The organism is Mucilaginibacter terrenus (assembly GCF_003432065.1).
GTDB classification, from domain to species: Bacteria; Bacteroidota; Bacteroidia; order Sphingobacteriales; family Sphingobacteriaceae; genus Mucilaginibacter; species Mucilaginibacter terrenus.
In genome coordinates, this window is sequence record NZ_QWDE01000003.1 from 140,091 (window position 1) to 166,281 (window position 26,191).

Consider the following 26,191-nt stretch of genomic DNA (forward strand, 5'->3'; position numbering starts at 1 on the left):
GATAGCTATGATAGTTCACCAGTTTTATGATAAGGGCCTGGCACATGCCTCCTACGCCGTGGTACGCAACGGCCGAATGATAGTGATTGATCCTGCACGCGATCCACAACCTTACTACGACTTTGCCGACACACACAACGCCACTATTTTAGGTGTAGTAGAAACCCACCCGCACGCCGATTTTATAAGTTCGCACCTGGAAATACATGAAACTACAGGCGCCGTTATATATGCCAGCAAACTTGCAGGCGGTACTTACCCCCACGAAACTTTTGATGATGGCGATGTTGTGCAACTGGATGACATAAAGTTAAAAGCCATTAACACTCCCGGGCACTCACCGGATTCTATTTGCATATTGGTTGAGGATGAAACCGGAAAAGACACCACCATTTTTACGGGTGACACCCTTTTTGCGGGTGACGTTGGCCGACCGGACCTTAGGGAATCTGCCGGCAACATCACGGCTAAAAAGGAAGAGCTTGCCAGGCAAATGTACCACAGCACCCGCGAAAAGCTGATGAAACTACCTAAAGACATCACCGTTTTCCCGGCACATGGGCCAGGTTCGTTATGCGGCAAAAGCATGAGCCCCGACCTGCAAACCACTATAGGCAAAGAGTTAAGGGAGAATTATGCCCTGCAACTGATGGATGAACTACAGTTTGTTAATACCCTACTTGCCGATCAGCCATTTATGCCCAAATACTTTGGCTATGATGTTGAACTGAATAAAACAGGCGCACCAAAGTTTGCAGAAAGTATTAACAAGGTACTAAAGGCAGATACGGTAACACTGGAAAAAGGCATCCTGGTAATTGATACCCGGCCAAACGAACTTTACAAGAACGGCCATGCAGCGGGCAGCATTAACCTGCAGAATGGTGAGAAATTTGAGACCTGGCTGGGCTCTGTTGTTGGTCCTGATGAAGTATTCTACCTGATATCAGCAACTGATGAAGAGCGTGATGCCGTTATCCGCAAGGCTGCAAAGATCGGCTACGAGAAAAACATTAAAGCTGCATTGCTTTTTTCCGGCGACGAAAAAACAGTTACTGCAACTTTCAATCCCGAGGCATTACACGGCAACGAAGAAAACTACACCATTGTTGATGTGCGCAACTGGGCTGAGATAAATTCAGGAAAGATATTTACCAATGCGCTTACCATACCACTGCCCGAACTAAGGGAACGCGTTAACGAGATACCTGCAGATAAACCCATAGTGGTGCATTGCGCGGCGGGTTATCGTTCTGCAGCAGCGACAGGTATTGTATCAGCAGCAATAAAGAATGTACCGGTGTATGATCTGAGCGAAAGTATAAAAGACTTTACACAAACGCAGTAATCGAATTGTACTCTTCATAAAAAGTCCATGGTTAGTCATCATGGACTTTTTTGTTTGGTAATATTAACTATTTGCTATACTTGCACCATGTCTGACGACGCGGTTTTAAAAAGGATAAAAGTTATTGTTAAAGAGCATGGCGGCCAGCTGGCCCTTGCCAATGCAATCGGCGTAGACCAGGGTTTCATTAGCAAGGTTATTAACAAGAAGCAGGACATCAGCTACTATCTTATTAGCAAACTGTGTTTTCAGCTTAAATACTCACCGGAGTGGCTGATATTGGGCACCGGCGACAAGATGATCCACAAACCCGACTCCGCCAAACTAATCACCGAAATACAAATGCTGCGTACCGAGGTGGACATTCTGCACGCCCGCATGCGCGCTTACGAACTGGAGATGCAGGAACTTAAAGAACATGGCTTGCAGCAAAGAGCTGTCTAACGGGCAAGCCTTAGTTTAATTTCTTATTTTGCCATCATGCCACCCCGAAGATCCATTCTGTCTGCAGGAGTTATAAACTACCTCATTTTTGCTGCCATCTGCTTAATATGGGGCAGTTCATTTATCCTGATGAAACTTGGGCTGTATGATGAAAACAAACACCCATTACTCACGGCATCGCAGGTGGCAGCCATACGCATTATAACTGCCGGACTGGTGCTTACCCCGGTGCTCATCAGGCACTATAAGAAGGTTCCGCGTAAATTATCGGGCTGGATGGTGTTGTCAGGCTTTTTTGGGAGCTTTTTCCCGGCATTCTTATTCTGTATTGCCGAGACCAGGATAGACAGCTCGCTGGCCGGCACACTAAACTCCCTCACTCCTATCTTTGCAATCCTTTTAGGCTTTCTATTCTTCGGTAATAAAATCCCGGTTAGCCAGGTTGTTGGCATTACCATTGGCTTTGGTGGTATTGTGCTGCTTTACTTTGTTCAAAAACATGCCGATGCCGGTCAGGTGAGCTATGCAAGCCTTGTTATACTGGCTACTTTGCTTTACGGCATTAATGTAGTTGTGGTGAAGCACTACCTCAGCAGTGTTAGTCCCCTGGTAATTACCGCGTTCTCGCTTGTGGTGGTTAGTGTCCCTTCTTTGGTAATCTTATGGCAAACAGGCTTTTTCAACTTGCCGTTACATGAGCGCAGGTACATAAGAGCTTGCGCGGCGGTTTGCACCCTGGGCATTTTAGGTACTGCAATAGCCTGGATGCTGTACTACATTCTTATACAGCGCACCAGCGTGCTTTTCACCTCAACATCAAGCTACGGCGTGCCTTTTGTAGCTTTCCTGTGGGGCTGGTATTACGGCGAAACAATTACCATTGGCCAGGTGGGTTGCTTGTTTGTTATTTTGTTAGGGGTGTATTTAACGCGTATTAAGTTGAACGCCCTTTACAAAAAAGCTTCCTAGTCACTCTTCAATTACTCACCTTGCCAGCCGATGAATGTTCTGCTGTAATTAACGTTTAAAAAGAAAACCTTTAGCTACACCCATTGTAATTAACTAAAGCTGTTATTGAACCATGGCACCAATCTTTTTTACTGTAGGGGCTGAGTTACCCATCATGATCATCCCTAATACGGACGCACACCTGGACGGGCATGCTGTGCTTACCTATACTTACAATATCTACCGCGATTATGGGTTTGAGGATGCTGCCATGATACAGCTGAAAGAAAAAGAACTTATGCTCGACAAAAAGAAGAACCCAAACTATATGGGCTACATCACTTTTGAGGATCCCGGTAAACTGTTTACTTACACAGCGGATGGATCAGAAGAGCTCGACTCTGAAGAGGTTCAGGAAATAATAGAAAACATCTCTCACTATCGCGACCATCCCGGAATGTGGCAGATCTAGCAGGATAAAGTTCAGGGGGTTGAGTTGGAGTGGCACGTTGCGGTGGCAGTTGCAGTCGCAACCAGCAGGTGCAGTTGCTAATATTTAAATGCCCCACTCACTACTCACTATTCTCCACTCACCAATCACTATTCACCACTCACTACCCAAATGAAGCACATTTTATTTTATGGCGATAGCTTAACCGCTGGCTACGGACTAGGCAACGCTTCAGAAGAATCTTTCCCGGCACTTATAAATGATAAGCTGAAAGCTGCCGGCCTGCAATACTGCATTACCAACGCGGGCGTAAGCGGCGACACTACCACCGGCGGACTGGCGCGTCTGGATTACTGGCTGGGCAGTCCCGTAGATGTTTTTGTATTGGAACTTGGTATAAATGACATACGCCGCGGCATCCCGCCACCCACCATTGAAAAAAACCTGCAGGCCATCATCAATAAAGTAAAAGCAAAATACCCCAAGGCAAAGCTGGTAATGCTGGGAATGGAGATCCCTCCTATTCTATTCGGCCCGGTTGCTGTACAATTCAACGCTATTTACCGCCGCCTTGCGGAAGCTAATGACATGGCATTGGTTCCCTTTCTATTAACCGGTGTTATGGGGCAGCAACACTTAAATTTATGGGACAGGGTACACCCGTCTGCTGCCGGCTATAAGGTTGTAGTTGAGACCGTTTGGTCGGTGTTAGGTCCGTTGCTACAACGCGGTTAAATGTGTTTTACAAAGCCTTAACTATAATTGTTTTTTTGGTTAGATTCGCTCTGTAATCCCATCCTGTTTTAAAGCGCATTACACCGGCCGCAAGGCCCCTGTTTTGAGTTTGCAGGGATTGGTTAGCCCCCTAATAAACTATGAGATTTAACTTCCGGACTACAGAATTAAAGGCGCTGGCCTATCGCCTCCTGCTTGGCTATATTTTCTACTTTATATGCCGCATACTATTCTTTGCATTTAATACCAACCTGTTTGCTGTAGAAAGCGCCGCTACACTTTTTAAACTTTGTTACTATGGCTTAGCTTTCGACACTACGGCGCTGCTATACATCAACATCCTGTTTATAGTACTAAGTATTTTACCGCTTACGGTAAACACCGGCAAAGGCTACCAAAAAGGGCTGGCGATATTATATTTCGTAACCAACTTCATCTTTTACGCAACCAACTTTGTAGATATTATTTATTACCGCTTTAGCCAGGTAAGATCTACCCGGGCATCGCTTGATGTACTTACCAACGAGAGCAACAAAACACTCTTATTGGTAAGCTTTATAACCGAATACTGGTACATCATACTTATATACATCCTTTGCTGCACCTTATGGTATTGGCTGTATTACCGGGTGAAAGTAAAACCGGCTGCTACGGGGCCAAGGATGGCATACTTCTCGTTTTCGGCAGCCATGTTGTTAATTATCATAGCGCTTGCAGTAGGTGGCATAAGGGGCGATTTTAAGCACAGCACAAGGCCCATTAATATGGTTGATGCTTACAGGCATGTTACCGCGCCAAACCAGGGCGACATAGTATTAAACACGCCATTTGCTATCATCCGTACGCTTACCGCTAATAACTTTAAGGTACAGCACTGGACGGACGAAGCCTATATCGACTCCATCATTAAACCTATAAAGGAGTACAATACCGTTCGACCGGTTAAACCCAATGTGGTGGTTATTATACTGGAAAGCATGGCCCGCGAGTTTTGGGGCAGCATGAACCGGGATGCAGGCATCCCCGGGTTTATTTCTTACACGCCTTTTTTAGATTCGCTTTCGAACCACAGCCTCATTTTCAATAATGGCTACGCCAACGGCAGGCAGTCTATACATGCTATGTCATCTATTTTGGCCGGTATACCTTCGTTTCAGACAGCGTTTACTTCCTCGCCATACGCCAAGCAGCGCATACAATCTATTGTATCGGTATGCGACAGTATGGGATACCAAACATCGTTCTTCCACGGGGCTGCTAATGGGTCAATGGGGTTCCAGGGATTCGCCAACATATTGGGCTTTCAAAAATATTATGGCCGTACAGAATACAACAACGAAAAGGATTTTGATGGTACCTGGGGTATATGGGACGAACCCTTTCTGCAATACGTAAGTAAAACCATGGGCACGCAAAAACAGCCGTTCATGTCTACCGTGTTCACGCTCTCCTCGCACGAGCCAGATCGCATCCCTGATAAGTATAAAAACCGCTTTAAAGGCGGTCCGTTAACCATTGACAAATGCGTACAGTATACAGATAACTCCTTACGCCGGTTCTTTAATTACGCCAAAACACAGCCCTGGTTCAACAACACCGTTTTTGTAATTACGGCAGACCATACCAATGCCACCTACTACCCCGAATACAGCAAACCAGTAAACCGCTTTGCCATACCTATACTTTTCTACAGCGCTAACAAAGCTTTCCAATTACAGGGCGTGCGTACCGATCTTGCTTCGCAAATAGACATTTACCCAACACTAACCGACCTCATAGGCTACAACAAACCCATTCGCTCCTGGGGAAGGAGCCTGGTGAGCACCCTGCCCACCGAAACACCACGGGTAATAAACTCGCAGGGTAACTTATACCACTTTATGGAAGGCAACTATAACTACATTTTTGATGGGAAAGCTATTACCGGCATTTTTGCCGCTGATGATAAAGGCCTCACCAAAAACCTGATGACCGGAGGCACCCCCACCCCTGAAATGGAAAAAGGAATGATGGATTGCAAAGCCTTTATACAAGATTACGCAGATAGGATAGTAAATAAGAAGCTGTATAATTGATCGTATATTGCCAGTTAGTTGTTGGTGACAACACCAACAAAGGGCGAAAAATTTCGATGGAAGCCGCAGTTGGTTTTGTCACCAATTACGATAAAATAACTATCCTAAGAGCGCGGGGTTGACGAAAAACCGGGCCGGGGTACAAGTTCGGCATAATGCCAAAACTAACCGCATACTAAAACTGCAACCCTTTGAGCGCAAGATAAGTTCCTCCTCTTCAGCGACTATCAACCAGTCGTAAATCTTTCGAGCCGTTGTTTGAGCCGTTGTTGGTGTTGTCACCAACAACTGAGCACAAGATATATTCCTCATCTTCAGCGTCTAACAATCGGCCGTAAATCTTGTCCGTCATGAGCCGTTGTTGGTGTTGTCACCAACAACTGAGCGCAAGATAAGTGCTTTTTCGAGCCGTTGTTGGTGTTGTCACCAACAACTGAGCACAAGATATATTCCTCATCTTCAGCGACTAACAATCGGCCGTAAATCCTGTCCGTCATGATGAGTAAGAAAGCCAAAATCATCAATACCCGTTCTGTAAAATCTTGCTGAAGAATATATATACTCTTCGGGAAGTGTAGCCAATCGCCATTTTTCTTGCAGTGGATTGTTGTGAATATAGTCTAACTTTTGATAGAACACATTAGGCGTCCAAAGGTCCACACTTAAAGGATTTCTTTCCCAAAACTGATATCTCCTATCTCTTGCATCAACTAAAAAGGCGCTAAGTAGTGTATCATCACTGTCCAGCAATCGAAACTTCATTTGCTGCGCTGTAAACTTCATAAATCTAAGCTGAACAGCAGCCTTGTTAAACCCGTCCTGAACTTGCCAGATTAGATGGATATGATTTGGCATTACTACAAACCCGTAAACCACAATACTACCTTCGGTTGTTAGGAACCGCAGACTTTTTATGATAATATCTTTAAAGGCATCGTCTTTCAATAGCGGCATCCAATTCAATATCATTGCTGTAAAAAACTGAGGATGATAGTCGAAGTTAATGGTGGCCATGGCGCTAATTTCAACATTCATCTGTAATTTACAAGGTCGCATCATACATGTAGATTAGTTGTTGGTGTCAACACCAACAACGGGCGGCGGCAAAGCTGCATAGGTAACGGTGTGTTATCGATTACTTGTTTGTGATAACATAGCTGCATAGGTAAAACTATATTGTCGGTTAGTTGTTGGTGACAACACCAACAACGGCCACAAATAAGAAGCTGTATAAGTAAGCGTTATTGCTAGTTAGTTGTTGGTGACAACACCAACAATGGGCGAAAAATTTCGATGGAAGCCGTAGTTGGTTTTGTCACCAATTACAATAAAATAACTATTCTAAGAGCGTAGGGTTGACGAAAAACCGGGCCGGGGTAAACGCCAGTGGGCTGAAGGTTTTTTTCGTCTTGATTTTTGGTTACTTTTTATCAAGAAAAAGTAACTAAGCCACTGCGGCAATGAGCAGACTACAACACATAACCGCACTAGCCCTGTAAGTGTCAAAAACATACCTGAAAGCAGTGTAATGTATCAACGAACAAGTTCGGCATAATGCCAACTAACCGCTGCTAAACTGCAACCCTTTCGTCACAAATACACCGCTCATCTATCCCTCATTCGCACATCCAAAGCAAAAGCCCTATCTTTGCACTCTCAAATAATTACCTTATGCTAAAAGGATTTTTTAATGTACCGCCTGCTGTTAACGAGACCGTTTTAAACTACGGCCCGCGCAGTGTGGAACGTGCAGCGCTTAAGGCAGCTTTGGACGAAGCACGCGCTAAGCAGATAGATATACCCATGTACATTGGCGGCCAGGAAGTACGCACCGGCAAGTTGATGGAGCTTCGCCCGCCGCATGACCACAAGCACCTGCTGGGTACTTTCCATTACGGCGATAAAACCCATGTTACTGCTGCCATTGATGCTGCACTTGCAGCAAAGGCCGACTGGGAAAACCTGCCATGGGAACAACGCGCAGCCATATTCCTGAAGGCTGCCGAGCTGGTAGCCGGTCCGTACCGTTACAAGCTAAATGCGGCCACTATGCTGGGCCAAAGTAAGAACGCCTACCAGGCCGAAATTGATTCGGCTTGTGAGTTTATAGATTTCCTGCGCTTTAACGTGCAGTACATGACCGAGATTTATCAGCAGCAGCCACCTGTTTCTGGCAAAGGGGTTTGGAACCGGGTAGAACAGCGTCCGCTGGAAGGTTTTGTATTCGCGCTTACACCGTTCAACTTCACCGCAATTGCCGGCAACCTGCCTGCAAGTGCCGCCATGATGGGCAACGTTGTGGTTTGGAAACCGGCCGATACCCAGGTGTATGCCGCTGCGGTTATAATGGAGATTTTTAAAGAAGCCGGTGTACCTGATGGGGTGATCAACCTGATCTATGCAGACGGCCCGGAAGTAGGCGATGTGGTATTTAACCACCCTGATTTTGCAGGTATACACTTTACAGGTTCTACCAAGGTTTTCCAGCACATTTGGCAAACCATTGGTACCAATATACATAAATACAAAACCTACCCGCGCATTGTAGGCGAAACCGGTGGTAAAGACTTTGTGCTTGCCCACCCAAGCGCCAATGCCGATGCGGTTGCAGTAGCCCTGCTTCGCGGCGCGTTTGAGTACCAGGGACAAAAATGCTCTGCGGCTTCAAGGGCGTACATCCCGGCGTCGCTTTGGCCTGCCGTGAAAGAACATGTACAGCGCGAGATGGCTACATTTAAGATGGGCCCAGTTGAAGATTTTGAGAACTTCATCAACGCGGTTATCAGCGAAGTATCTTTCGATAAGTTGGCTAAATACATTGATGCAGCCAAAGCCGACGAGGGTGTTGAAGTAATTGCCGGCGGTAATTACGACAAGAGCCAGGGCTGGTTTGTTGAGCCGACCATACTGCAGGTGCAGGACCCCTACTACGTAACCATGTGCGAAGAACTGTTTGGCCCCGTGCTAACGGTTTACGTTTACGAGGACCAGCAATGGGACGAAATACTGCAGACTATTGACAAAACATCTATATACGCGCTCACCGGTGCTATACTATCACAGGACCGCTACGCTATCGCTGATGCTACCTACAAGCTGCGCAACGCTGCGGGTAACTTCTACATTAACGATAAGCCTACCGGCGCAGTTGTAGGTCAGCAGCCATTTGGCGGCGCCCGCGGCAGCGGCACCAATGATAAGGCAGGCTCCATGATCAACCTGTTGCGTTGGGTATCCCCGAGAACAATAAAAGAAACCTTTGATTCGCCGAAGGATTACAGGTACCCATTTTTGACACCGGAGCGGTAACCCCCCTCCGCCCCCTAAAGGGGGAACTTTAACATAGCAGAAAAGGCTTCCATAAGGAAGCCTTTTCTGCTATGTCATTTACACCTGTAATAAAAAACGAGAATGCAAATTTATGTTGTAATTGCCTGTTTTTTTGCTGCGGTTTTTGCAGGTTACTGAATAGAAACTGATCAAAAAACAACCTTAACAATGCTTTTTTCAAAGCTTTTTAGCAAATTATATCAAGCGTTCCAAAACTGTTCAAAAGTGCCGGGTACAAAAAAACCTGAACACTTTTGAACGTTTCGGCTATTTATCGCACAGCGCTAAACCTGAACACTTCGTCCATATTGGCGTTATTGCTGGTGCTTACTTTCATGTCGTTAATAATACCGGTTGCAAGGCTATATACCCAACCATGTACATGAAGCTCCTGACCGTTTTGCCATGCGTTTTGTACAATAGAGGTCTTGCAAAGGTTGTTAACGTTCTCTATAACATTCAGTTCTACCAAGCGGTCGCCGCGCTCTCCTTCGTCCTCTATAGCGTCCAGTTCGGCAGCATGTACACGGTAAACATCTTTAATGTGGCGCAGCCAGTTGTCAATCAGGCCAAATTGCTTGTTGGTCATGCTGGCTAGTACACCACCGCAGCCATAATGCCCTGTAACAATAACATGCCTTACCTTTAATACGTTAACCGCATAGTCGAGCACGCTTAACATGTTCATGTCGGTGTGTATCACCATATTGGCAATGTTACGGTGCACGAATATCTCGCCCGGTTTGGTGTTGGTTATCTGATTAGCCGGTACGCGGCTGTCGGCACAGCCTATCCAAAGTACAGGTGGCTTTTGACCGTTGGCAAGAGTGGTAAAGTACTCAGGGTCTTCCTTAAGTGCGTTTTCCACAAACTGGCGGTTGCCATCCAGTAAAGTTTCGTAAGTAATGTGACTAGTGTCGTGAATTAAATTTTGAGCACACATAATATGTTTTTTTAAGGATTATCTAATTAACTGCTTTTCGACTAATTTAGCTTACAAACAGCTGCGAATTTAACATTAGTTGTAAAATCCTGCTAAACAGGACTTCTAAAAAACCCGGCTACATGGCCGCAGGCCGGGCTATCAATCACAGAACACAACTAAAAGTATCCAGGCCATGATTATTATCTTTCATGATCAGTAATCATACTGCTACGGGTTGATCGTGTTGATACTTTAGTTCTTTAAAAGGAGGTATGTCATACCGTTCCTTAATGTCTAATAGTTGCACTATTATGCCTTTTGTATAGGCATTGTGCTTAAAATTATGAATGATCTCCAGCACGTCCGGATCAATGTAGCGGGAGGCTGATCCGTCTATAATAACGTCGGTACCTGCCGGTAAACTGGTAAGTGTTACCTGTATCGCAGCCTTGTTCAGGAACGATACTTCTTCTGCAAGCCGTATGCTGATGGTCTTCTTATCGCCATGAGATGTAATGCGGTAGAAATATGGATTACGAAGGTTTGTACGAAGTATATAAAATACACCTACAAGCATTCCTATACCTACCCCTATTAAAAGGTCGGTAAGAACTACGGCTACCAGTGTTACTACAAAGGGAATAAATTGGTTTAACCCTTTATGCCACATGTGCTGGAAGAGACTGATCCGTGCCAGTTTATAACCGGTTACCAACAGGATAGCAGCAAGACATGAAAGCGGGATGTGGTTGATCAACCGCGGTATAAACAGCAACGACAGCAGCAGCAATATGCCATGTACAATTGCGCTTACCTTTGTACGGGCGCCGGAGTTAACATTTGCCGACGAACGTACGATAACTGCTGTCATAGGTAAACCACCAAGCAAACCGCTCACTACATTGCCAGCCCCCTGAGCAAGCAGTTCGCGGTTCGTAGGTGATATTCTTTTTATAGGGTCAATTTTATCTACAGCTTCAAGGCTTAACAAAGTTTCCAAACTCGCAACAACGGCAATGGTGCCTGCCACTATCCAAACTTCTTTGCGGCCAATAGCGCTAAAATCAGGGCCTTTAAACAAACCAAAAAACTCGCTGGCACCGCCAATTACAGGTATACTAACCATCTGCTTTTCCTGCAATGCCAGGCTTGTTCCGGCGAACACGGCAGATAGAATCACTCCTGCAATTACTACCAGCAGAGGTGCCGGTACCAGGGCTAACTTCTTAACCTTAGGCCAGTAGATCATGAATGCAAGGCTCACCAGGCTGATGATCACTGCACCATAATTTATCTTGTTCAGCGCGCCAAGTACGCCGGAAAAGGTATTGTGGGTATCGGTTTGCTCGAAGCCCTCGTCACCCTCAAAGTCAGCATCATAGCCAACAGCATGCGGAAACTGCTTCATGATGAGGATAATGCCAATTGCGGCAAGCATGCCTTCAATCACAGGCGACGGGAAATAATTAGCAATGGTACCTGCTTTTATAAGGCCAAGCAGCATTTGCAACACGCCTGCTATAACAAGCGCCAGCAGGAATACTTCAAAAGAGCCCAGCTTGGTTATACCGTTCAATACAATAACAGTGAGCCCCGCGGCAGGTCCGGCTACACTTAGTTGCGAACCACTTAGAGTGCCAATAACAATACCGCCAATGATACCGGCAAGCAGCCCCGAGAATAATGGCGCGCCTGATGCCAGCGCAATGCCAAGGCACAATGGTAATGCTACCAAAAAGACCACCACGCTGGACGGCAGGTCCTTTTTGAGGTTTTTAGATAAGAAATACTTTTTTAAGTTGAGATCTTCCGAAGAGATCGCGCCCTTGTTAAGTTGCATATAGATAAAATAAATTTAAAATTGAAGATGGGCTGTGAAAGCCTGAAAGGGCACCAAAAAGCACATGGTATACCATGCCCCTACAGGTACAGCTAAGCTACCGGTATGCTAAAGCAAACCGGAAACAAGTAATTAAGCGTTGGGTGGCGGAGTGGGTACAACAGGATGAAATACCTGTGTGTAAAGAGAGTTTTCCTGATTGTGCAGGATGTTAACTTCGACTATAAAAGGCCGAAAGATGGTAAAGTGCAGGCAGGTTTCGTCGAATGACTTCTTTTCTTTAAAGGTATCCTTACTGGGATCTTCCTTCTCAGATTTGGTCTCGTTCTCCAGCTGCATGATAACAGCACTTACTGTTTTGTTGTCGAGGCTTAAAAAAGCTGGTGCGATGGAGATGACCATCTTCGCGATGAAGATGCTCATAAACAATACCACGACAGAAAGTTTCAAACCTTTACTTTTCATCCGCTGCAAATATAGTAACATAGGTTAAAGTAAAAAATGCTAAAAAGTGTTCTTACAATTAAATTACTAATTTTAACGCTCCTCAATAAACCGCTACAGTGAACAAAAAACTAGAAATACTTGAACAGAAGCGCCAAAAAGCGCTGGAGGGCGGCGGCAACGCCCGTATAGAAAGTCAGCATAAAAAAGGAAAATTAACCGCCCGCGAACGGCTCCATTTTCTGCTGGATGAAGGATCGTTTCAGGAAATAGGCATGCTGGTGTCGCACCGCTCTACTTATTTCGGGATGGAAAAAGAGCAATATCCCGGCGATGGTGTAGTAACAGGCTATGGTACAATTAGCGGCCGCACCGTTTACGTGTTCTCTCAGGATTTCACCGTATTTGGTGGATCATTGTCAGAAACCCATGCTGAAAAGATATGCCGTATAATGGACCTTGCTATTCAAAACGGGGCTCCCCTTATAGGTTTAAATGACTCCGGAGGAGCGCGTATACAAGAGGGTGTGGTATCGCTCGGCGGTTATGCGGATATATTCTATCGCAACACAATGGCCAGCGGCGTAGTGCCACAAATCTCAGCCATTATGGGCCCATGCGCAGGAGGTGCAGTGTACTCTCCTGCTATAACCGACTTTATATTAATGGTAGAGCATACCAGCTATATGTTTGTCACCGGCCCTAACGTGGTTAAAACCGTTACGCATGAAGTAGTAACTTCCGAAGAACTTGGTGGCGCACATACTCATGCTACTAAAAGCGGGGTAACGCATTTTGCCTGCGCTAACGAAATAGAGACCATAAAGCACATAAAACAGTTACTAAGCTACATGCCTCAAAATTGTGAGGACCGGGCACCTTCCCTGCCCTACCAACCGCAAAGTGAAGTTCGTGCATCACTTACTAACATATTGCCGGAGAATGTTTCGCAGCCGTACGATATCCGCGAGATTATCAATGAGGTAATAGATGCGGGATCATTCATGGAAGTACATAAAGACTTTGCTGAGAACATTGTGGTGGGCTTTGCTCGCCTTGCCGGTCGTAGTATAGGTATAGTCGCTAATCAGCCGGCATTTTTAGCTGGCGTGCTGGATATTAACTCATCCACAAAGGGTGCGCGTTTTGTACGTTTCTGCGATAGTTTCAATATCCCTCTGCTTGTTTTTGAAGATGTACCGGGATTTTTGCCGGGAACTGATCAGGAATGGAACGCTATTATTACCAATGGTGCCAAACTGCTTTATGCCTTCTGCGAGGCTACCGTGCCACGTATAACGGTAATTACCCGCAAAGCATACGGCGGTGCTTACGATGTAATGAACTCCAAACACATTGGTGCCGACATGAATTACGCCTGGCCAAGTGCAGAGATAGCTGTTATGGGTGCCAAAGGGGCAGCCGAGATCATATTTAAACGCGAGATAACATCGGCAGAAGACCCGGAAGCAAAATGGCGTGAAAAGGAACAGCAGTATGCCGAAATATTTGCCAACCCTTACCGTGCAGCCGAACGCGGCTTTATTGACGAAGTAATTGCCCCCGCAGATACACGCATAAAACTAATTCATGCGTTTAAGATGCTTGAAAATAAAGTGGTGAATAATCCCAGGAAAAAGCATGGGAATATTCCGTTGTGATTTCCAGGTAAGCTTATGACATCAGAATAGAGTTTCATGTTATCTATTGAACAAATAACTCCACACCTCACCTGGCAATTGCGCCGGGATGTGCTTTACCCGGGGGAGTACAAGCATGACATGGAGATGGAGGAGGATAACCACGGATACCACTTCGGTGCCTTTACAGATAATAAGCTGGTGGCTGTGGTATCATTGTTTAAACATGCCGGGGATTGGCAGTTACGCAAATTTGCGGTAAGTGCCGAGATGCAGAAGAGCGGCGTAGGCACACAATTATTAAAATATATTACGGATTTTGTGGTGCAGGAACACGGTACCAAGCTATGGTGCAATGCCCGCTTGTCGGCCACAGGGTTTTATGAACACTTTGGGTTTACTCAGACCGGAGCTGTATTTAATAAGAAGGGTATAGACTACATTGTAATGGAGAAGATGCTCTCCTAAATAAAAAGGTCGACTGCCTTGCGCCGTCGACCCTTTCTTTAACTTAACTGATCTTATTAATTAACGGGGCAAAGTTGAGCTTTGCAGTGTTAAGGTATTATTAAATATTGTGCTAAATTTCAACAACGTTAATAACCTTGTTATGCCTATTTAAACTGCTTTACTATATTTGTGCTTGGCCACCCTGGCCACATACATATACAGATGGCTAAAAAGAAAACTGAAGTTGCGCAGAAACCTGCGATTGTTACAGAGAACTCTCTCGCGTTTTTCGAAAGATATATCAATAACCCTTCGCCTACCGGCTTTGAATGGAAGGGCCAGCAAATGTGGCTGGATTATATAAAACCTTATATAGATGATTATTATGTAGATAACTACGGCACTGCTGTAGGCGTGATAAACCCTACTGCCGAGTACAAGGTAGTGATAGAGGCACATGCCGATGAGATATCATGGTTTGTAAACTATATCACTAATGACGGCCTGATCTATGTTATCCGCAATGGAGGATCTGACCATCAGATCGCACCGTCAAAACGTGTTAATATATACACTGAGACCGGCGTTGTAAAAGCCGTTTTTGGATGGCCGGCAATTCACACCCGTTTGGGCGGTGAAAAAGAGGAAGCTCCGACACTGAAAAATATTTTCCTGGATTGCGGCTGCACCAGTAAAGAAGAGGTAGAAAAGCTTGGCATTCACGTAGGTTGTGTAATTACTTACGAGGACGAGTTTATGGTCCTGAACGATCGTTATTACGTTGGCCGTGCGCTGGATAACCGCGCAGGAGGTTTCATGATAGCCGAGGTGGCACGCTTACTTAAAGAGAACAACATCAAGTTACCGTTTGGATTGTACGTTGTTAATGCTGTACAAGAGGAAATTGGTCTTCGTGGTGCCGAAATGATTGCGCACCGCATAAAGCCAAACGTGGCGATAGTAACCGACGTTACGCATGACACCAATACGCCGATGATCAACAAGATCACTCAGGGTGACCTCAGCTGCGGTAAAGGCCCGGTAATTTCTTATGCACCTGCAGTACAGAACAACCTGAACAAGCTCCTGATTGAGTCGGCGCAAAAAGCTGGTATTCCGTTCCAGCGCCAGGCATCATCACGCAGCACCGGTACAGATACTGATGCATTTGCTTACTCAAACGACGGCGTGCCATCGGCATTGATATCATTGCCGCTGCGTTACATGCACACCACTGTAGAAATGATCCACAAAGAAGATGTGGATAATGTGATACGATTGATCTATGAGTCACTGCTATCGATACAGGCAGGACAAGATTTCAGATATATAAAATAATAAAACAAACATTTAATACCGACCCCTACTTTAACAACAAAAGTCTACTAAAACTATGAAACCAACATTATTAATCCTGGCCGCAGGTATGGCCAGCCGTTATGGCAGCATGAAGCAGGTTGACGGCTTCGGTCCAAATGGCGAAACCATTATTGATTATTCTATTTACGATGCTATAAAAGCAGGTTTTGGAAAAATATCTTTCATCATCCGCGAAGAATTTCTTGATAACTTTAAAGGCATATTCGAGCCAAAGCTTGCTGGTAAAGTTGAAACTGATTACGTTTTCCAAAGTTACGACCTTACCCAGTTTGGCATTACCGAAGAAATTGAACGCGCTAAACCATGGGGAACCGCTCATGCCGTATTAGCTGCGCGCAACCAGGTAAATGAGCCTTTCTGCGTAATTAACGCCGACGACTTCTACGGCTTTGAAGCTTTCCAAAAGATGGCGGAGTTCCTGACCACTGAAGCTGCTGATGACAAGTACTCACTTATCGGCTACCAGGTAGACCGTACCCTTAGCGACCACGGATCAGTATCGCGCGGCGTGTGCCAGGTAGAAGATGGCAACATGGTAGCAATAAATGAACGCCTCAATGTTTATTTCAAAGAAGACAGATCAGTAGTTTACGAAGAAGGCGGGCAGGAATTCCCGTTGTCAAGTGATACCCGTGTATCAATGAACTTCTGGGGTTTTACACCTGCGGTTTTCAAACAAAGCGAGCCAATGTTCAAAGCGTTTGTAGAAAAGAACAAGAGCAATCCTAAAGCGGAATTCTTTATCCCGCTGGTGGCTGATGAACTGATCAAATCCGGTACAGCATCTTTCAAGGTTATCCCTACAGGTGCTAAATGGTTTGGCGTAACTTATAAAGAAGATAAGCCTATCGTTCAAAAAAATATTTCTGAACTTGTAGCTAACGGTACTTACCCTGCTAATTTGTGGGCGTAACACAAACGGCTTCCTAAAAGATCAGGATAAACCATAATTAAAAGGCCATGAAGCTCAGCTTTGTGGCCTTTCTTGTTTAAGTATAATGCTGCCATTAACAGCAAAGATTTATTCACTAATATTTTAGTTTCACCAGCAATAATACCTTCATATTTGATATATTTATTGCTTTAGTAACTATTATGAAAATCAAACTAACCCTTATCCTTTTGCTTGTCAGCGCCTACTCGGCCCGGCTGGCAGCACAAACCCAATACGCCTGGAAAACGGCTACTTCCGGCGGGTACACTTACAAGTACGTAACGGGCGACCCAACTCACTCCCGATTTTACACGCTTAAGAACGGGCTTACCGTTATCCTGAGCCCTACTAACAAGCAACCGCGTATACAGGCCTACATTGCCGTAAAAGCAGGCAGCAAGACAGATCCTGCCGACCATACCGGCCTTGCACATTATCTGGAACACATGATGTTTAAAGGGACCGACAAATTCGGCTCCCTTAACTGGGCTAAAGAAAAACCCTTGCTGGATAAAATAGACGACTTGTATGAACAATATAATTCTACTACAGACGAGGCTAAACGTAAAGAGATATACAAAGAGATAGACAAAACCTCTGGGGAGGCTGCGAAATTTGCTATTGCCAACGAATATGATAAAATGATGGCTGCTATGGGCGGACAGGGCAGTAACGCGTTCACATCTTTTGAGCAAACCGTTTACACCGAAGATATACCAAGTTCTGCAGTAGATAAGTTCCTGACGCTGCAGGCAGAAAGGTTCCGCCAGCCTGTACTACGCATTTTCCACACAGAACTGGAAGCCGTGTACGAGGAGAAAAACCGCGGATTGGATAATGACGGCCGCAAAGCGCAGGAAGCGATGTTCGAAGCATTGTTCCCTAACAACAACTATGGTAAGCAAACTACCATTGGTACTATTCAGCACCTGAAGAACCCATCACTTAAAGCCATCCGCAAGTATTATTACGATTACTACGTCCCCAACAACATGGGCGTGATCCTGGCCGGCGACTTTAACCCTGATGTGATGATCAAGAAGGTGGCCGAGCACTTTGGCTACATGAAGCCTAAAACAGTGCCTGCTTACACCTTCGCGCCTGAGGCTCCTATCACCAGCCCGGTACAGCGCGAAGTTTTCGGTCCGAATCCGGAGAACCTTACTATCGCTTACCGCTTCCCTGGCGCAAGCACGAGGGATGCACGTATGCTAAGCCTGGTTGGCTCTATCCTTACCAATGGCAAAGCAGGCTTGTTCGACCTTGACCTTACCAAAAAACAAAAGCTGCTGAGTGCATCTGCATTCCCGTATATATTAAAAGATTATAGCGCGCTGATGCTGCGCGGCAACCCGGTTAAAGGGCAGTCTCTTGATGATGTGAAAGCACTTATGCTGGCCGAGATTGATAAGCTGAAAAAAGGCCAGTTCTCTGATGATCTGGTACAATCCATAGTAAACAACCAGAAAAAGGGAATTATAGAACAAAACGAAAGTTACGGTCAGCGCGCGGGCAACCTCATGAATGACTTTACGTCGGGTATAGACTGGCGGGTGGATGTGGCCGGAATAAGCGAGCTGAGCAAAGTTACTAAAGCTCAGGTTGTGGCCTTTGCTAACAAGTACCTCAACGATAACAATTACGTGATTGTGTACAAACGCCAGGGCGAGGACAAGAACGTGGTAAAAGTAGAGAAACCGCCTATCACACCTGTGGAAGTGAACGCAGGTGAGCAATCGGCATTTGTAAAAACGATAAACGCTTTACCATCTAACCCTATTAAACCTTTGTTTTTGGATTACGATAAGGACATCCAACGTGCAAAGGCTGGTCCGGTTGATCTGCTATCGGTACAAAATAAAGACAATAGTATTTTTCGCCTTTACTACCGTTTTGATATGGGGAGCTGGAACAATAAGCTGCTGCCTTACGCTGCCTCCTACCTTCAGTTTTTAGGTACTGATAAAATGAGTTCAGAAGATATCAGCAAGGCATTTTACAAGCTTGCGTCCACCTTTAACATCAGCACCAGCAACGAGTACACCACTGTTAACATAGGCGGTCTTCAGGAAAACTTTAACGCTACTGTAACACTATTTGAAAACCTGCTGGCTAACTGTAAGGCAGACGAACAAGCACTTGCCAGCTACAAAGCCCGCCTGAAAAAGTCAAGAGAGAACGCCAAGTTAAATAAGAGTGCCATTATGCAGGGCCTAGTTAATTATGCGCAATACGGCATCAATAACCCTTTCAATAATGTACTTACCGACGAAGAACTTGACAACATAAAAGCACAGGACCTTGTTGATATTTTACATAGCCTGGCCAATTACAAGCACATTGCCCTTTACTATGGCCCTCAAACAGCCGTACAAACAGGCGCCGCGCTGGCTAAACTGCACAAAGTGCCTGCAACATTTACCGCCTATCCGGTGGCAAAGAAATTTACACGTGTGAAACCTGCAGAAAACCAGGTTCTTTTCGCCAATTACGACATGGTACAGGCCGAGATCAACTGGATACGCAACGAAGAACTGTACGATGCAGAAAAGACTGCTACAGCCGACCTGCTGAATAACTATTTCGGCGGGGGAATTAGTTCAATTGTATTCCAGAATATCCGCGAATCAAAGGCGCTGGCTTACTCTACCTATGCATATTATAGCCAGGCATCAAAGATGGGGCAAAATGATACGTTTGTGGCCTATGTGGGTACCCAAGCCGACAAGATGAACGATGCTATAAAGGCAATGAACGAGTTGTTGAACAACATGCCTGAGTCTGAGAAAGGATTGCTCGCTGCGCGTGATAACGTTCGTAAATCTATAGAGACCGAACGCGTTACCCAGGACGATATCCTGTTTAATTACCTGGATGCGAAACAAAAAGGATTAAACTACGATATTAGGAAAAATACTTTTGCGGCAAGCAGTAAACTCAGCCTTGCCGATGTTAAAGCTTTTCACGATACAGAACTGAAGGATAAACCATACACTTATTGCATAGTTGCTTCTGAGAAAAGAGTTAGCGAAGAAGACCTTAAAAAATACGGCTCGGTATCTAAGCCCGACCTTAAAACCATATTTGGTTATTAACCTTACAAAAAAGGGCTGGTTTTGCAACCAGCCTTTTTTTTGTTTAACTGCGTAAACATCTGTTAACAAACCGTTTTTATTAATTTAATTTTTCCTTTATATTCGTCACTTCAGCCCCTACAACCTATATCTCTGCCGTGGAAACTGCTACTGTACAACCGATTCACTCCCGATGCCCAAAATGCGGCAAACATTTTCATCATAAATTACACCGCAGCTGGGTGGTGAAAAACCTGCTTTGGTTTATGCCCTATCAAAAGTATTTCTGCGCTAATTGCAAAAAGGGTGTTTACATTCTCAAAAAGGATTAATATACCTCTTCTATGATGTTTGGTATAAGTATTGCTAAATGTGGGTAGAATGTGTTAAAGACAACACAATAGCAGATACTTAACAACAAGAAAATGCGACGGATATTAGCGGTAGATGACGATAACGATATATTAGAGGTTCTACAATTTATACTTGAAGACTCGGGCTACGAGGTGGAAACGCTTAGTGATGGCCGAAAATTAATGGATGTTATTAGGGAAAAACACCCTGATCTCATTTTGCTCGACATAATGCTTGGTAACATGGATGGTCGTGAGTTATGCAAAACACTTAAGCAAAGCATTGAGATGAATGATATACCTGTTATCCTGATATCTGCTAGCCACAATATTGCCGCTCCTTTAAACCAGGATGGTGCTCCAAATGATTTTATTGCAAAACCGTTTGACATCAATCACCTGCTCAATAAAATAAAAACTCATTTAAAAGCTGCCTGAGCCGTTACCGGCTTTATACCTAATTGCTGTAATTCCTTATCAATTCGGTTGTTCCATTGCTCTTGCTGCCAGGTGTTACGGCTGTGTGCAGTTTCTCCATCATACTGTTTTTGCAGTGAATCGATCTCCCTTAACGCGTCCAGGTAAGCAACATTTATAGGTCCGTCGTAATTACGTGGATCGTATTTGATGTTCAGTAGATTTTGCCTGAAATGTTCGGCAACTATTTTTACGATATCAAAATGCCGCTGCTCGTGATTAAGCCCGTAATCGTCCATCGCTTCCGGCTTTGCCCAGCAGGCGCTTTTAGCTGCGTAAATTTTTAGGTCAATCTTTATCTGGAAAATCCCTTTTACTAGTTTAACATCCTCGTTGTAGCCAAGGCTGGCAAATACTTCGGCACCGTATTTATTATTTCGTGGCCTGTCCTTGAAATCTGCCCATTTTAACGGACGATCTATGTTGTAGTAGATGGTATCACCTTCGGTGTTCTCTGTGTAATTACTAAAAGAAATTTTAACTGCTTTGGCAAGTGCTATATTGTTGTTAGCCTGGCTGTCTATCCATTTGTTAATGTAAATAAGGCTGTTGTCCAGTGCAGTCCGCAACAGTGGCTCTGCTTGTTGTGCACCACCCGCCTTGCGCTGATAGGTGCTCTCCGCTTCATAGCTATCCAGCCGGGTAAATTCGTCATCGTATATCAGCCCAAAATCAAGAGCGACACGTATACTTCCCTGCGCCATTCCATTTGCTACCGGCTTTTCAGCGAGATCAATTGCCTTTATCCGGAGGGTTACAGCACGAAGGTTTTTATTTGAAGGCAAACCGCGAATAAGGTAATTCTTAAGAGCAGCACTCCCGCCTTTAATGCTGGCACTTACAACCTCTGGTGCTTTAGCCGGCATGCCACCTGCCTGTACCAGTTTACCAATAATACCCGGGTTAGAGCGCTCGTCGATAACCGAGGCTATGTAAAATTCTTTAGAAGATAAAGCGATATGTTGGTCTTGTAACTGCAGGTAAGCCCCGGGCTGTGGCGCAGGTTTAAGGCCCGTTATAGTGGTAATTGTAATGGCTACCAAAACCAGGCAAAAAATAGTTTTAAGTAAGGGGAATCTATTCAGCGTCATTCGTTGTAAAAACGTGTTAAATGCGTGCTTATTTTGTTGAACATCATCGTATTTACATCCTTATGACCATTATATTTTGAAGATGTTTCAAAGCACCAGTCCCGGCTTAAAACGTTTGGCCAAAAGCCCGGTCGCCAACGAAGGATTTACTTCTGCTACTATTACGCCTGCTTCTCCGTAAGGCTGGTAAGCTGCGCAGGTACCATCAGGCGCTACTATAGAACTGGCAGATTCCTGATACTTCATTGCGTAACCTACGCTCGCGAAATAAATTGTGTTTTCCATGGCCCGCATCATCATGGCTTTTTCATAATAAGGGTTTGTTTTCGCGCCCCATTCACTAAGCTGTATACCATCCATATTGCTGCCTGTAAAGTGCGGGTGAAAAACTACCTGGGCCCCGCGCGAAGCTGCCCACCTGACCGACTCAGGATACCGGAAGCCTTCATGGCAAATGGTTATACCAAAGGTCAATCCGTCTATCTCGAAAAGCTGTCGCTGTGTGCCGGCTGTCCAGATAACATCTTCAGATGGGTCAAGTTGATTTTTGGCCTGATACCCCAGTATCTCGCCCGTACCGGATACTACATATGCAACATTTAACCTATCACCAACGCTAAACCAATCCATCGGGATGATGATGGCTATTTTGCTTTCAGCAGCTATCTTGCACACAGTGTCCAGTGCGTCCTGCATGTTCTTGGGTGAGCTCTTCTCTACACTATACCCTGGCATAGGGTATCCGGGTATAAACGACTCAGGGAAGCAAACAATACCTGCCCCCTTATTCGCAGCTTCGTTCGAAAAATCTTTAACCAGGCCTAAGCCATCTTGTATGGATTTAGGGAATGGCGGGGTGGCAAGTGCTATTTTCATCAGCTTATATTAACGTTGCTATAAAGTTGCAAAAAACAGCACTTAAAAAATGTGATTTCTGCAGGTTTTCGCTTGTACTTATACACATGCCCATGTATTTACCAACAACCGCCGGCAAAGCAAAACTATAGTTGCTAATTTTAGTTTTCCACGGGAATACCACCCAGCTACCTTCTCCGTTTAAAAATAGTTCTTATTCACATTTGTTAATTACTAATGTGGATTGCATTTTTGCGGTTAAGCTATTTTCGCACCGTCGTTAGTACGTACTCTATGATAAAACTGAAATACTTCACCCTGGTTGCACCGGTGTTTCTTGCCCTTTCAGCGCAGGCGCAGCAGAACCCATCTTTCCACATCAACGAGGTTTATAACTCTGCTAATGAATTGCTTAGCAAGCAAAAATACGCTTCAGCCGCAGAGCAGTTCCGCCTGGTGGAGCGGTCGCGCTTAAAAACATCATCACAGGCAAAGTTTGAAACAGAACTCTCTTTACTTAAAGAGAATGCGCAATATTACGAAGCATTATGCGCGTTAGAATTGGGAAATGATGATGCCGAAAGCATGTTTTTACGCTTTATAAAGGAGCATCCCGAAAATCCGCTTACCAAATTGGCGTTCTTCCAGATAGGCCGTTCTTACTCAAAACAGGAGAAATACCAGGAGGCGCTAAACTGGTTTAATAAAGTGGATGCGGGTGATCTCAACGGCGCACAAAACACTGAGTACAAGTTCCGTAAGGGCTATGCTTACTTCATGCTTAATGATTATAGGAACGCCCAGGCACTATTTGGCGAGGTAAAAAACAAACGCTCCCCTTTCCTGGACGATGCCACTTACTACTACGCTTACATTGCATACCTCAACAAGGATTACAATGTAGCGCTGGTAAACTTCGAAAAACTTAAGAATTCCAAAAAGTACGAAAACAGCTATCCTTACTACATCACAGCGGTTTATTTTCTTGATAAAAGGTACGACGATGTACTAAACTATGCTGTACCTATCCTGCAAACCACTAAGCAGCAGCATGAAACAGAGATGCTGCGCATAATAGGTGCTACCTACTTTGCGAAAGGAAATTTCGACAAGTCGGTAGAATATTACAGCCGCTTTCAGGATCAGGATCAAAATAAAACACAGAATACACAAGACAGCTACCAAATTGGCTATGCATACTACAAAGTAGGCAACTACGGTAAAGCGGCTGCCGAACTGGAAAAACTGGTTGCACAGAATGACAACTATAGTCAAAGCGGTAACTACACCCTTGGCGATGTTTTCCTGAAGATGAACAACAAGCAAAGTGCCCGCAACGCATTCTTTGCTGCATCAAGGTTAACGTATGACAAACAGTTACAGGAAGATGCACTGTATGAATATGCAAAACTTTCTTACGAGCTTGACTTTAATAACGAAGCGCTGACCGCCACCCGTACGTATCTAAAGAACTATCCACGATCCGGCCGTATCGACGAGGTGAAGACATTATTGGGCGAGGCTTTGCTGAACTCGCGTAACTATAAAGAAGCCGTAGAAATACTGGAGCCTATACCAAACAAATCTGCAAGTGCGCAGGAAGCTTATCAAAAGGTAGCTTACTATCGTGGCCTGGAATTTTACAATGAACGTGCTTTTGAGAATGCCATCGGAATTTTCTTACGCTCACTAAACTACCCGGTAGATAGCAAGATTAAAGCGCTTACCCACTACTGGATGGCTGAGGCTATGTACGAAGTACGTAAATATGGTGAATCAGTAGATAACTTCCAGAAGTTTTTGGAGATGCCGGAGTCTAAACAGACCGACGTAGCTAACTTTGCCAATTACGCCCTGGCGTACGCTGCCTTTGGTGACGAACAATACGGCACAGCAGCCAAATACTTCGAACGCTTTTTACAGGGCGAACCAAGGGATAAAAACACAGAGAACGACGCGATCAGCCGCCTGGGTGACAGCTATTTTGTACTGAAAAGCTACGGCAACGCGCTAAATGCTTATGACAGGATTATAGCCCGCCAAAGCCAGGGTCAGGACTACGCTTTGTTCCAGCGCGGTATCATACAAGGGTTGCAGGGGTCGCTTGATGCCAAGATCAGCACCTTAAATGATGTGCTGAGCCGCTTTCCGAATTCGGACTATGCAGATGATGCCAGCTTTGAGATAGCTTACACTTATTTCCTAAAGAACAACGGCGACCGTGCAAAGGCAGACTTACAAGCAATGGTTCAAAAGTATCCGCGCAGCAGTTATGTACCGCGTGCGCTTACTACTATTGGCTTGATTGATTATAATGCGGGACGGGACGACGAGGCTGTAAACTCCTTTAAAAAGGTAGTTGCAGATTATTCTTCAAGCGACGAAGCTAAGCAAGCACTTAAACAGGTAGAAAAGATTTACACAGATAAAGGCGACGCCGCAACGTTTATCAATTACGCAGGCAGCACCGCCATTGGCAACTATTCCACTGCCGATCAGGAGAACATCATGTATGCAGCGGCAAATAACCTGTACCAGCGCGGCGAGTGGCAGGCTACTGTAAACGCGGTAAATGCTTACTTTGATAAGTTCCCGAACAAACAGATCTACGAGAAAGAGTCACGCTACATTCGCGCGCAGTCACTTGCCAGCCTTGGCCGTAATGACGAAGCTATTGTAGACTATAACGTGATCCTGAACGACTGGACAAGCGCTTACAGCGAGAAATCGCTTATTGCGATGGCAAAGCTTTACATGGGCCAGAAAAAGTATAATGACGCTATTGTGTTCCTGAAAAGGTTAGAGACCAACTCCGAGTACAAGGCAGATTACTCTTTTGCTATAAATAACCTGTTATACGCTTATGGTCAGATAAACATGCCTGACGATATGCTCAAGTATGCAAATCTCATCCGTGACAACGAGAAATCGGCGCAGGAAGATGTGGCAAAAACAGGTGTCTACGCCGGTCGTGCCTACCTGATGAAAGCGGATACTGCATCAGCCATTACCGAGTTCAACTTTACTTTAAAAAACACCAAGAGCGTAGCAGCAGCCGAAGCCAAATACAACCTGGCTAATATTGAGTACCAGCGCGGCAAATACAAGGCATCACAAAAAACCTGCTTCGAGCTTACCAAGGAAATGCCAAACTATGACTACTGGGTAGCAAAAACCTACATCTTGCTTGCAGATAATTACGCTGCTCTTAAAGATACGTACCAGGCAAAAGCCACGCTGCAGAGTATAATTGAGAATTATAAGGGCAACGACGACATATTGCCTACTGCCAAACAGAAACTAGCCGCAATGATGCCGCAAAAAGCATCAAACTTAACGCCGGCAGCCGACAAACCTGCCGCTGCTGATACAACAGGAGTTAACAAAGAACAATAGA

General features: G+C 45.0%; 21 protein-coding genes. 14 read left to right on the plus strand and 7 right to left on the minus strand.

Going from position 1 to position 26,191, the window contains the following annotated elements; all coding sequences use genetic code 11:
- Positions 1–7 precede the first annotated feature (7 nt).
- The 6 genes from DYU05_RS15965 to DYU05_RS15990 all read left to right on the plus strand — a co-directional run bounded on the left by DYU05_RS15965 (position 8) and on the right by DYU05_RS15990 (position 6,001).
- Positions 8–1,348 carry an MBL fold metallo-hydrolase gene (locus tag DYU05_RS15965; protein ID WP_117384142.1) on the plus strand — a complete coding sequence of 447 codons (1,341 nt, stop codon included), beginning with the start codon at positions 8–10 and terminating at the stop codon, positions 1,346–1,348.
- An 87-nt stretch (positions 1,349–1,435) separates the two neighbouring features.
- Positions 1,436–1,792 (plus strand): helix-turn-helix domain-containing protein, encoded by a 357-nt coding sequence (locus tag DYU05_RS15970; RefSeq protein WP_117384143.1) that lies wholly within the window; start codon positions 1,436–1,438, stop codon positions 1,790–1,792.
- Positions 1,793–1,828: 36 nt separating this feature from the next.
- Entirely contained in the window at positions 1,829–2,761 is a 933-nt protein-coding gene (locus DYU05_RS15975) for a DMT family transporter (RefSeq protein ID WP_117384144.1), read from the plus strand.
- A 112-nt stretch (positions 2,762–2,873) separates the two neighbouring features.
- Positions 2,874–3,212: a hypothetical protein gene (locus DYU05_RS15980; protein WP_117384145.1), complete on the plus strand. Its 339-nt coding sequence runs from the start codon at positions 2,874–2,876 to the stop codon at positions 3,210–3,212.
- Between the two features lie 150 nt (positions 3,213–3,362).
- Positions 3,363–3,926, plus strand: coding sequence for an arylesterase (locus tag DYU05_RS15985; protein WP_117384146.1), 564 nt, complete (start codon positions 3,363–3,365; stop codon positions 3,924–3,926).
- Positions 3,927–4,066: 140 nt separating this feature from the next.
- The gene (locus DYU05_RS15990; RefSeq protein WP_117384147.1) at positions 4,067–6,001 is read left to right on the plus strand and encodes an LTA synthase family protein; all 1,935 of its coding nucleotides are present in this window, start codon (positions 4,067–4,069) and stop codon (positions 5,999–6,001) included.
- Between the two features lie 217 nt (positions 6,002–6,218).
- Here DYU05_RS15990 and DYU05_RS21445 read toward each other — a convergent pair whose 3' ends face one another.
- Both DYU05_RS21445 and DYU05_RS15995 read right to left on the minus strand, forming a co-directional pair.
- The gene (locus DYU05_RS21445) at positions 6,219–6,353 is read right to left on the minus strand and encodes a hypothetical protein (protein ID WP_262511263.1); all 135 of its coding nucleotides are present in this window, start codon (positions 6,351–6,353) and stop codon (positions 6,219–6,221) included.
- Positions 6,354–6,460: 107 nt separating this feature from the next.
- Entirely contained in the window at positions 6,461–7,060 is a 600-nt protein-coding gene (locus DYU05_RS15995) for a transposase (protein ID WP_205771909.1), read from the minus strand.
- Positions 7,061–7,672: 612 nt separating this feature from the next.
- On the opposite strand from DYU05_RS15995, the gene pruA reads away from it, so the two are divergent.
- Entirely contained in the window at positions 7,673–9,310 is a 1,638-nt protein-coding gene (pruA, locus tag DYU05_RS16000) for an L-glutamate gamma-semialdehyde dehydrogenase (RefSeq protein WP_117384148.1), read from the plus strand.
- A gap of 292 nt (positions 9,311–9,602) precedes the next feature.
- Here pruA and can read toward each other — a convergent pair whose 3' ends face one another.
- From can to DYU05_RS16015, 3 genes are all read right to left on the minus strand, one after another.
- A complete protein-coding gene (gene can / locus DYU05_RS16005; RefSeq protein WP_117384149.1) occupies positions 9,603–10,274 on the minus strand; it encodes a carbonate dehydratase in 672 nt (223 codons plus the stop codon).
- A gap of 202 nt (positions 10,275–10,476) precedes the next feature.
- Positions 10,477–12,096, minus strand: coding sequence for a SulP family inorganic anion transporter (locus DYU05_RS16010; protein ID WP_117384150.1), 1,620 nt, complete (start codon positions 12,094–12,096; stop codon positions 10,477–10,479).
- A gap of 132 nt (positions 12,097–12,228) precedes the next feature.
- Positions 12,229–12,561 (minus strand): hypothetical protein, encoded by a 333-nt coding sequence (locus DYU05_RS16015; protein ID WP_117384151.1) that lies wholly within the window; start codon positions 12,559–12,561, stop codon positions 12,229–12,231.
- A 98-nt stretch (positions 12,562–12,659) separates the two neighbouring features.
- On the opposite strand from DYU05_RS16015, the gene DYU05_RS16020 reads away from it, so the two are divergent.
- The 6 genes from DYU05_RS16020 (at position 12,660) to DYU05_RS16045 (ending at position 20,809) form a co-directional block, all read left to right on the plus strand.
- Positions 12,660–14,201: an acyl-CoA carboxylase subunit beta gene (locus DYU05_RS16020; RefSeq protein ID WP_117384152.1), complete on the plus strand. Its 1,542-nt coding sequence runs from the start codon at positions 12,660–12,662 to the stop codon at positions 14,199–14,201.
- Between the two features lie 36 nt (positions 14,202–14,237).
- Positions 14,238–14,648 (plus strand): GNAT family N-acetyltransferase, encoded by a 411-nt coding sequence (locus DYU05_RS16025; protein ID WP_117384153.1) that lies wholly within the window; start codon positions 14,238–14,240, stop codon positions 14,646–14,648.
- Positions 14,649–14,852: 204 nt separating this feature from the next.
- A complete protein-coding gene (locus tag DYU05_RS16030) occupies positions 14,853–15,968 on the plus strand; it encodes a M42 family metallopeptidase (protein ID WP_117384154.1) in 1,116 nt (371 codons plus the stop codon).
- Between the two features lie 55 nt (positions 15,969–16,023).
- A complete protein-coding gene (locus DYU05_RS16035; RefSeq protein WP_117384155.1) occupies positions 16,024–16,923 on the plus strand; it encodes a nucleotidyltransferase family protein in 900 nt (299 codons plus the stop codon).
- Positions 16,924–17,105: 182 nt separating this feature from the next.
- The gene (locus DYU05_RS16040) at positions 17,106–20,039 is read left to right on the plus strand and encodes a M16 family metallopeptidase (RefSeq protein ID WP_117384156.1); all 2,934 of its coding nucleotides are present in this window, start codon (positions 17,106–17,108) and stop codon (positions 20,037–20,039) included.
- Positions 20,040–20,443: 404 nt separating this feature from the next.
- Positions 20,444–20,809, plus strand: coding sequence for a response regulator (locus DYU05_RS16045; protein ID WP_117384157.1), 366 nt, complete (start codon positions 20,444–20,446; stop codon positions 20,807–20,809).
- On the opposite strand, the gene DYU05_RS16050 is transcribed toward DYU05_RS16045, so the two are convergent.
- Together DYU05_RS16050 and DYU05_RS16055 are read right to left on the minus strand one after the other, a co-directional pair.
- Positions 20,791–21,939, minus strand: coding sequence for a hypothetical protein (locus DYU05_RS16050; RefSeq protein WP_117384158.1), 1,149 nt, complete (start codon positions 21,937–21,939; stop codon positions 20,791–20,793). The two genes, DYU05_RS16045 and DYU05_RS16050, sit on opposite strands and share 19 nt — an antisense overlap.
- Before the next feature lie 87 nt (positions 21,940–22,026).
- Positions 22,027–22,815 carry a carbon-nitrogen hydrolase family protein gene (locus DYU05_RS16055; RefSeq protein WP_117384159.1) on the minus strand — a complete coding sequence of 263 codons (789 nt, stop codon included), beginning with the start codon at positions 22,813–22,815 and terminating at the stop codon, positions 22,027–22,029.
- Positions 22,816–23,088: 273 nt separating this feature from the next.
- On the opposite strand from DYU05_RS16055, the gene DYU05_RS16060 reads away from it, so the two are divergent.
- Entirely contained in the window at positions 23,089–26,190 is a 3,102-nt protein-coding gene (locus tag DYU05_RS16060; protein WP_117384160.1) for a tetratricopeptide repeat protein, read from the plus strand.
- Position 26,191: the final 1 nt, after the last annotated feature.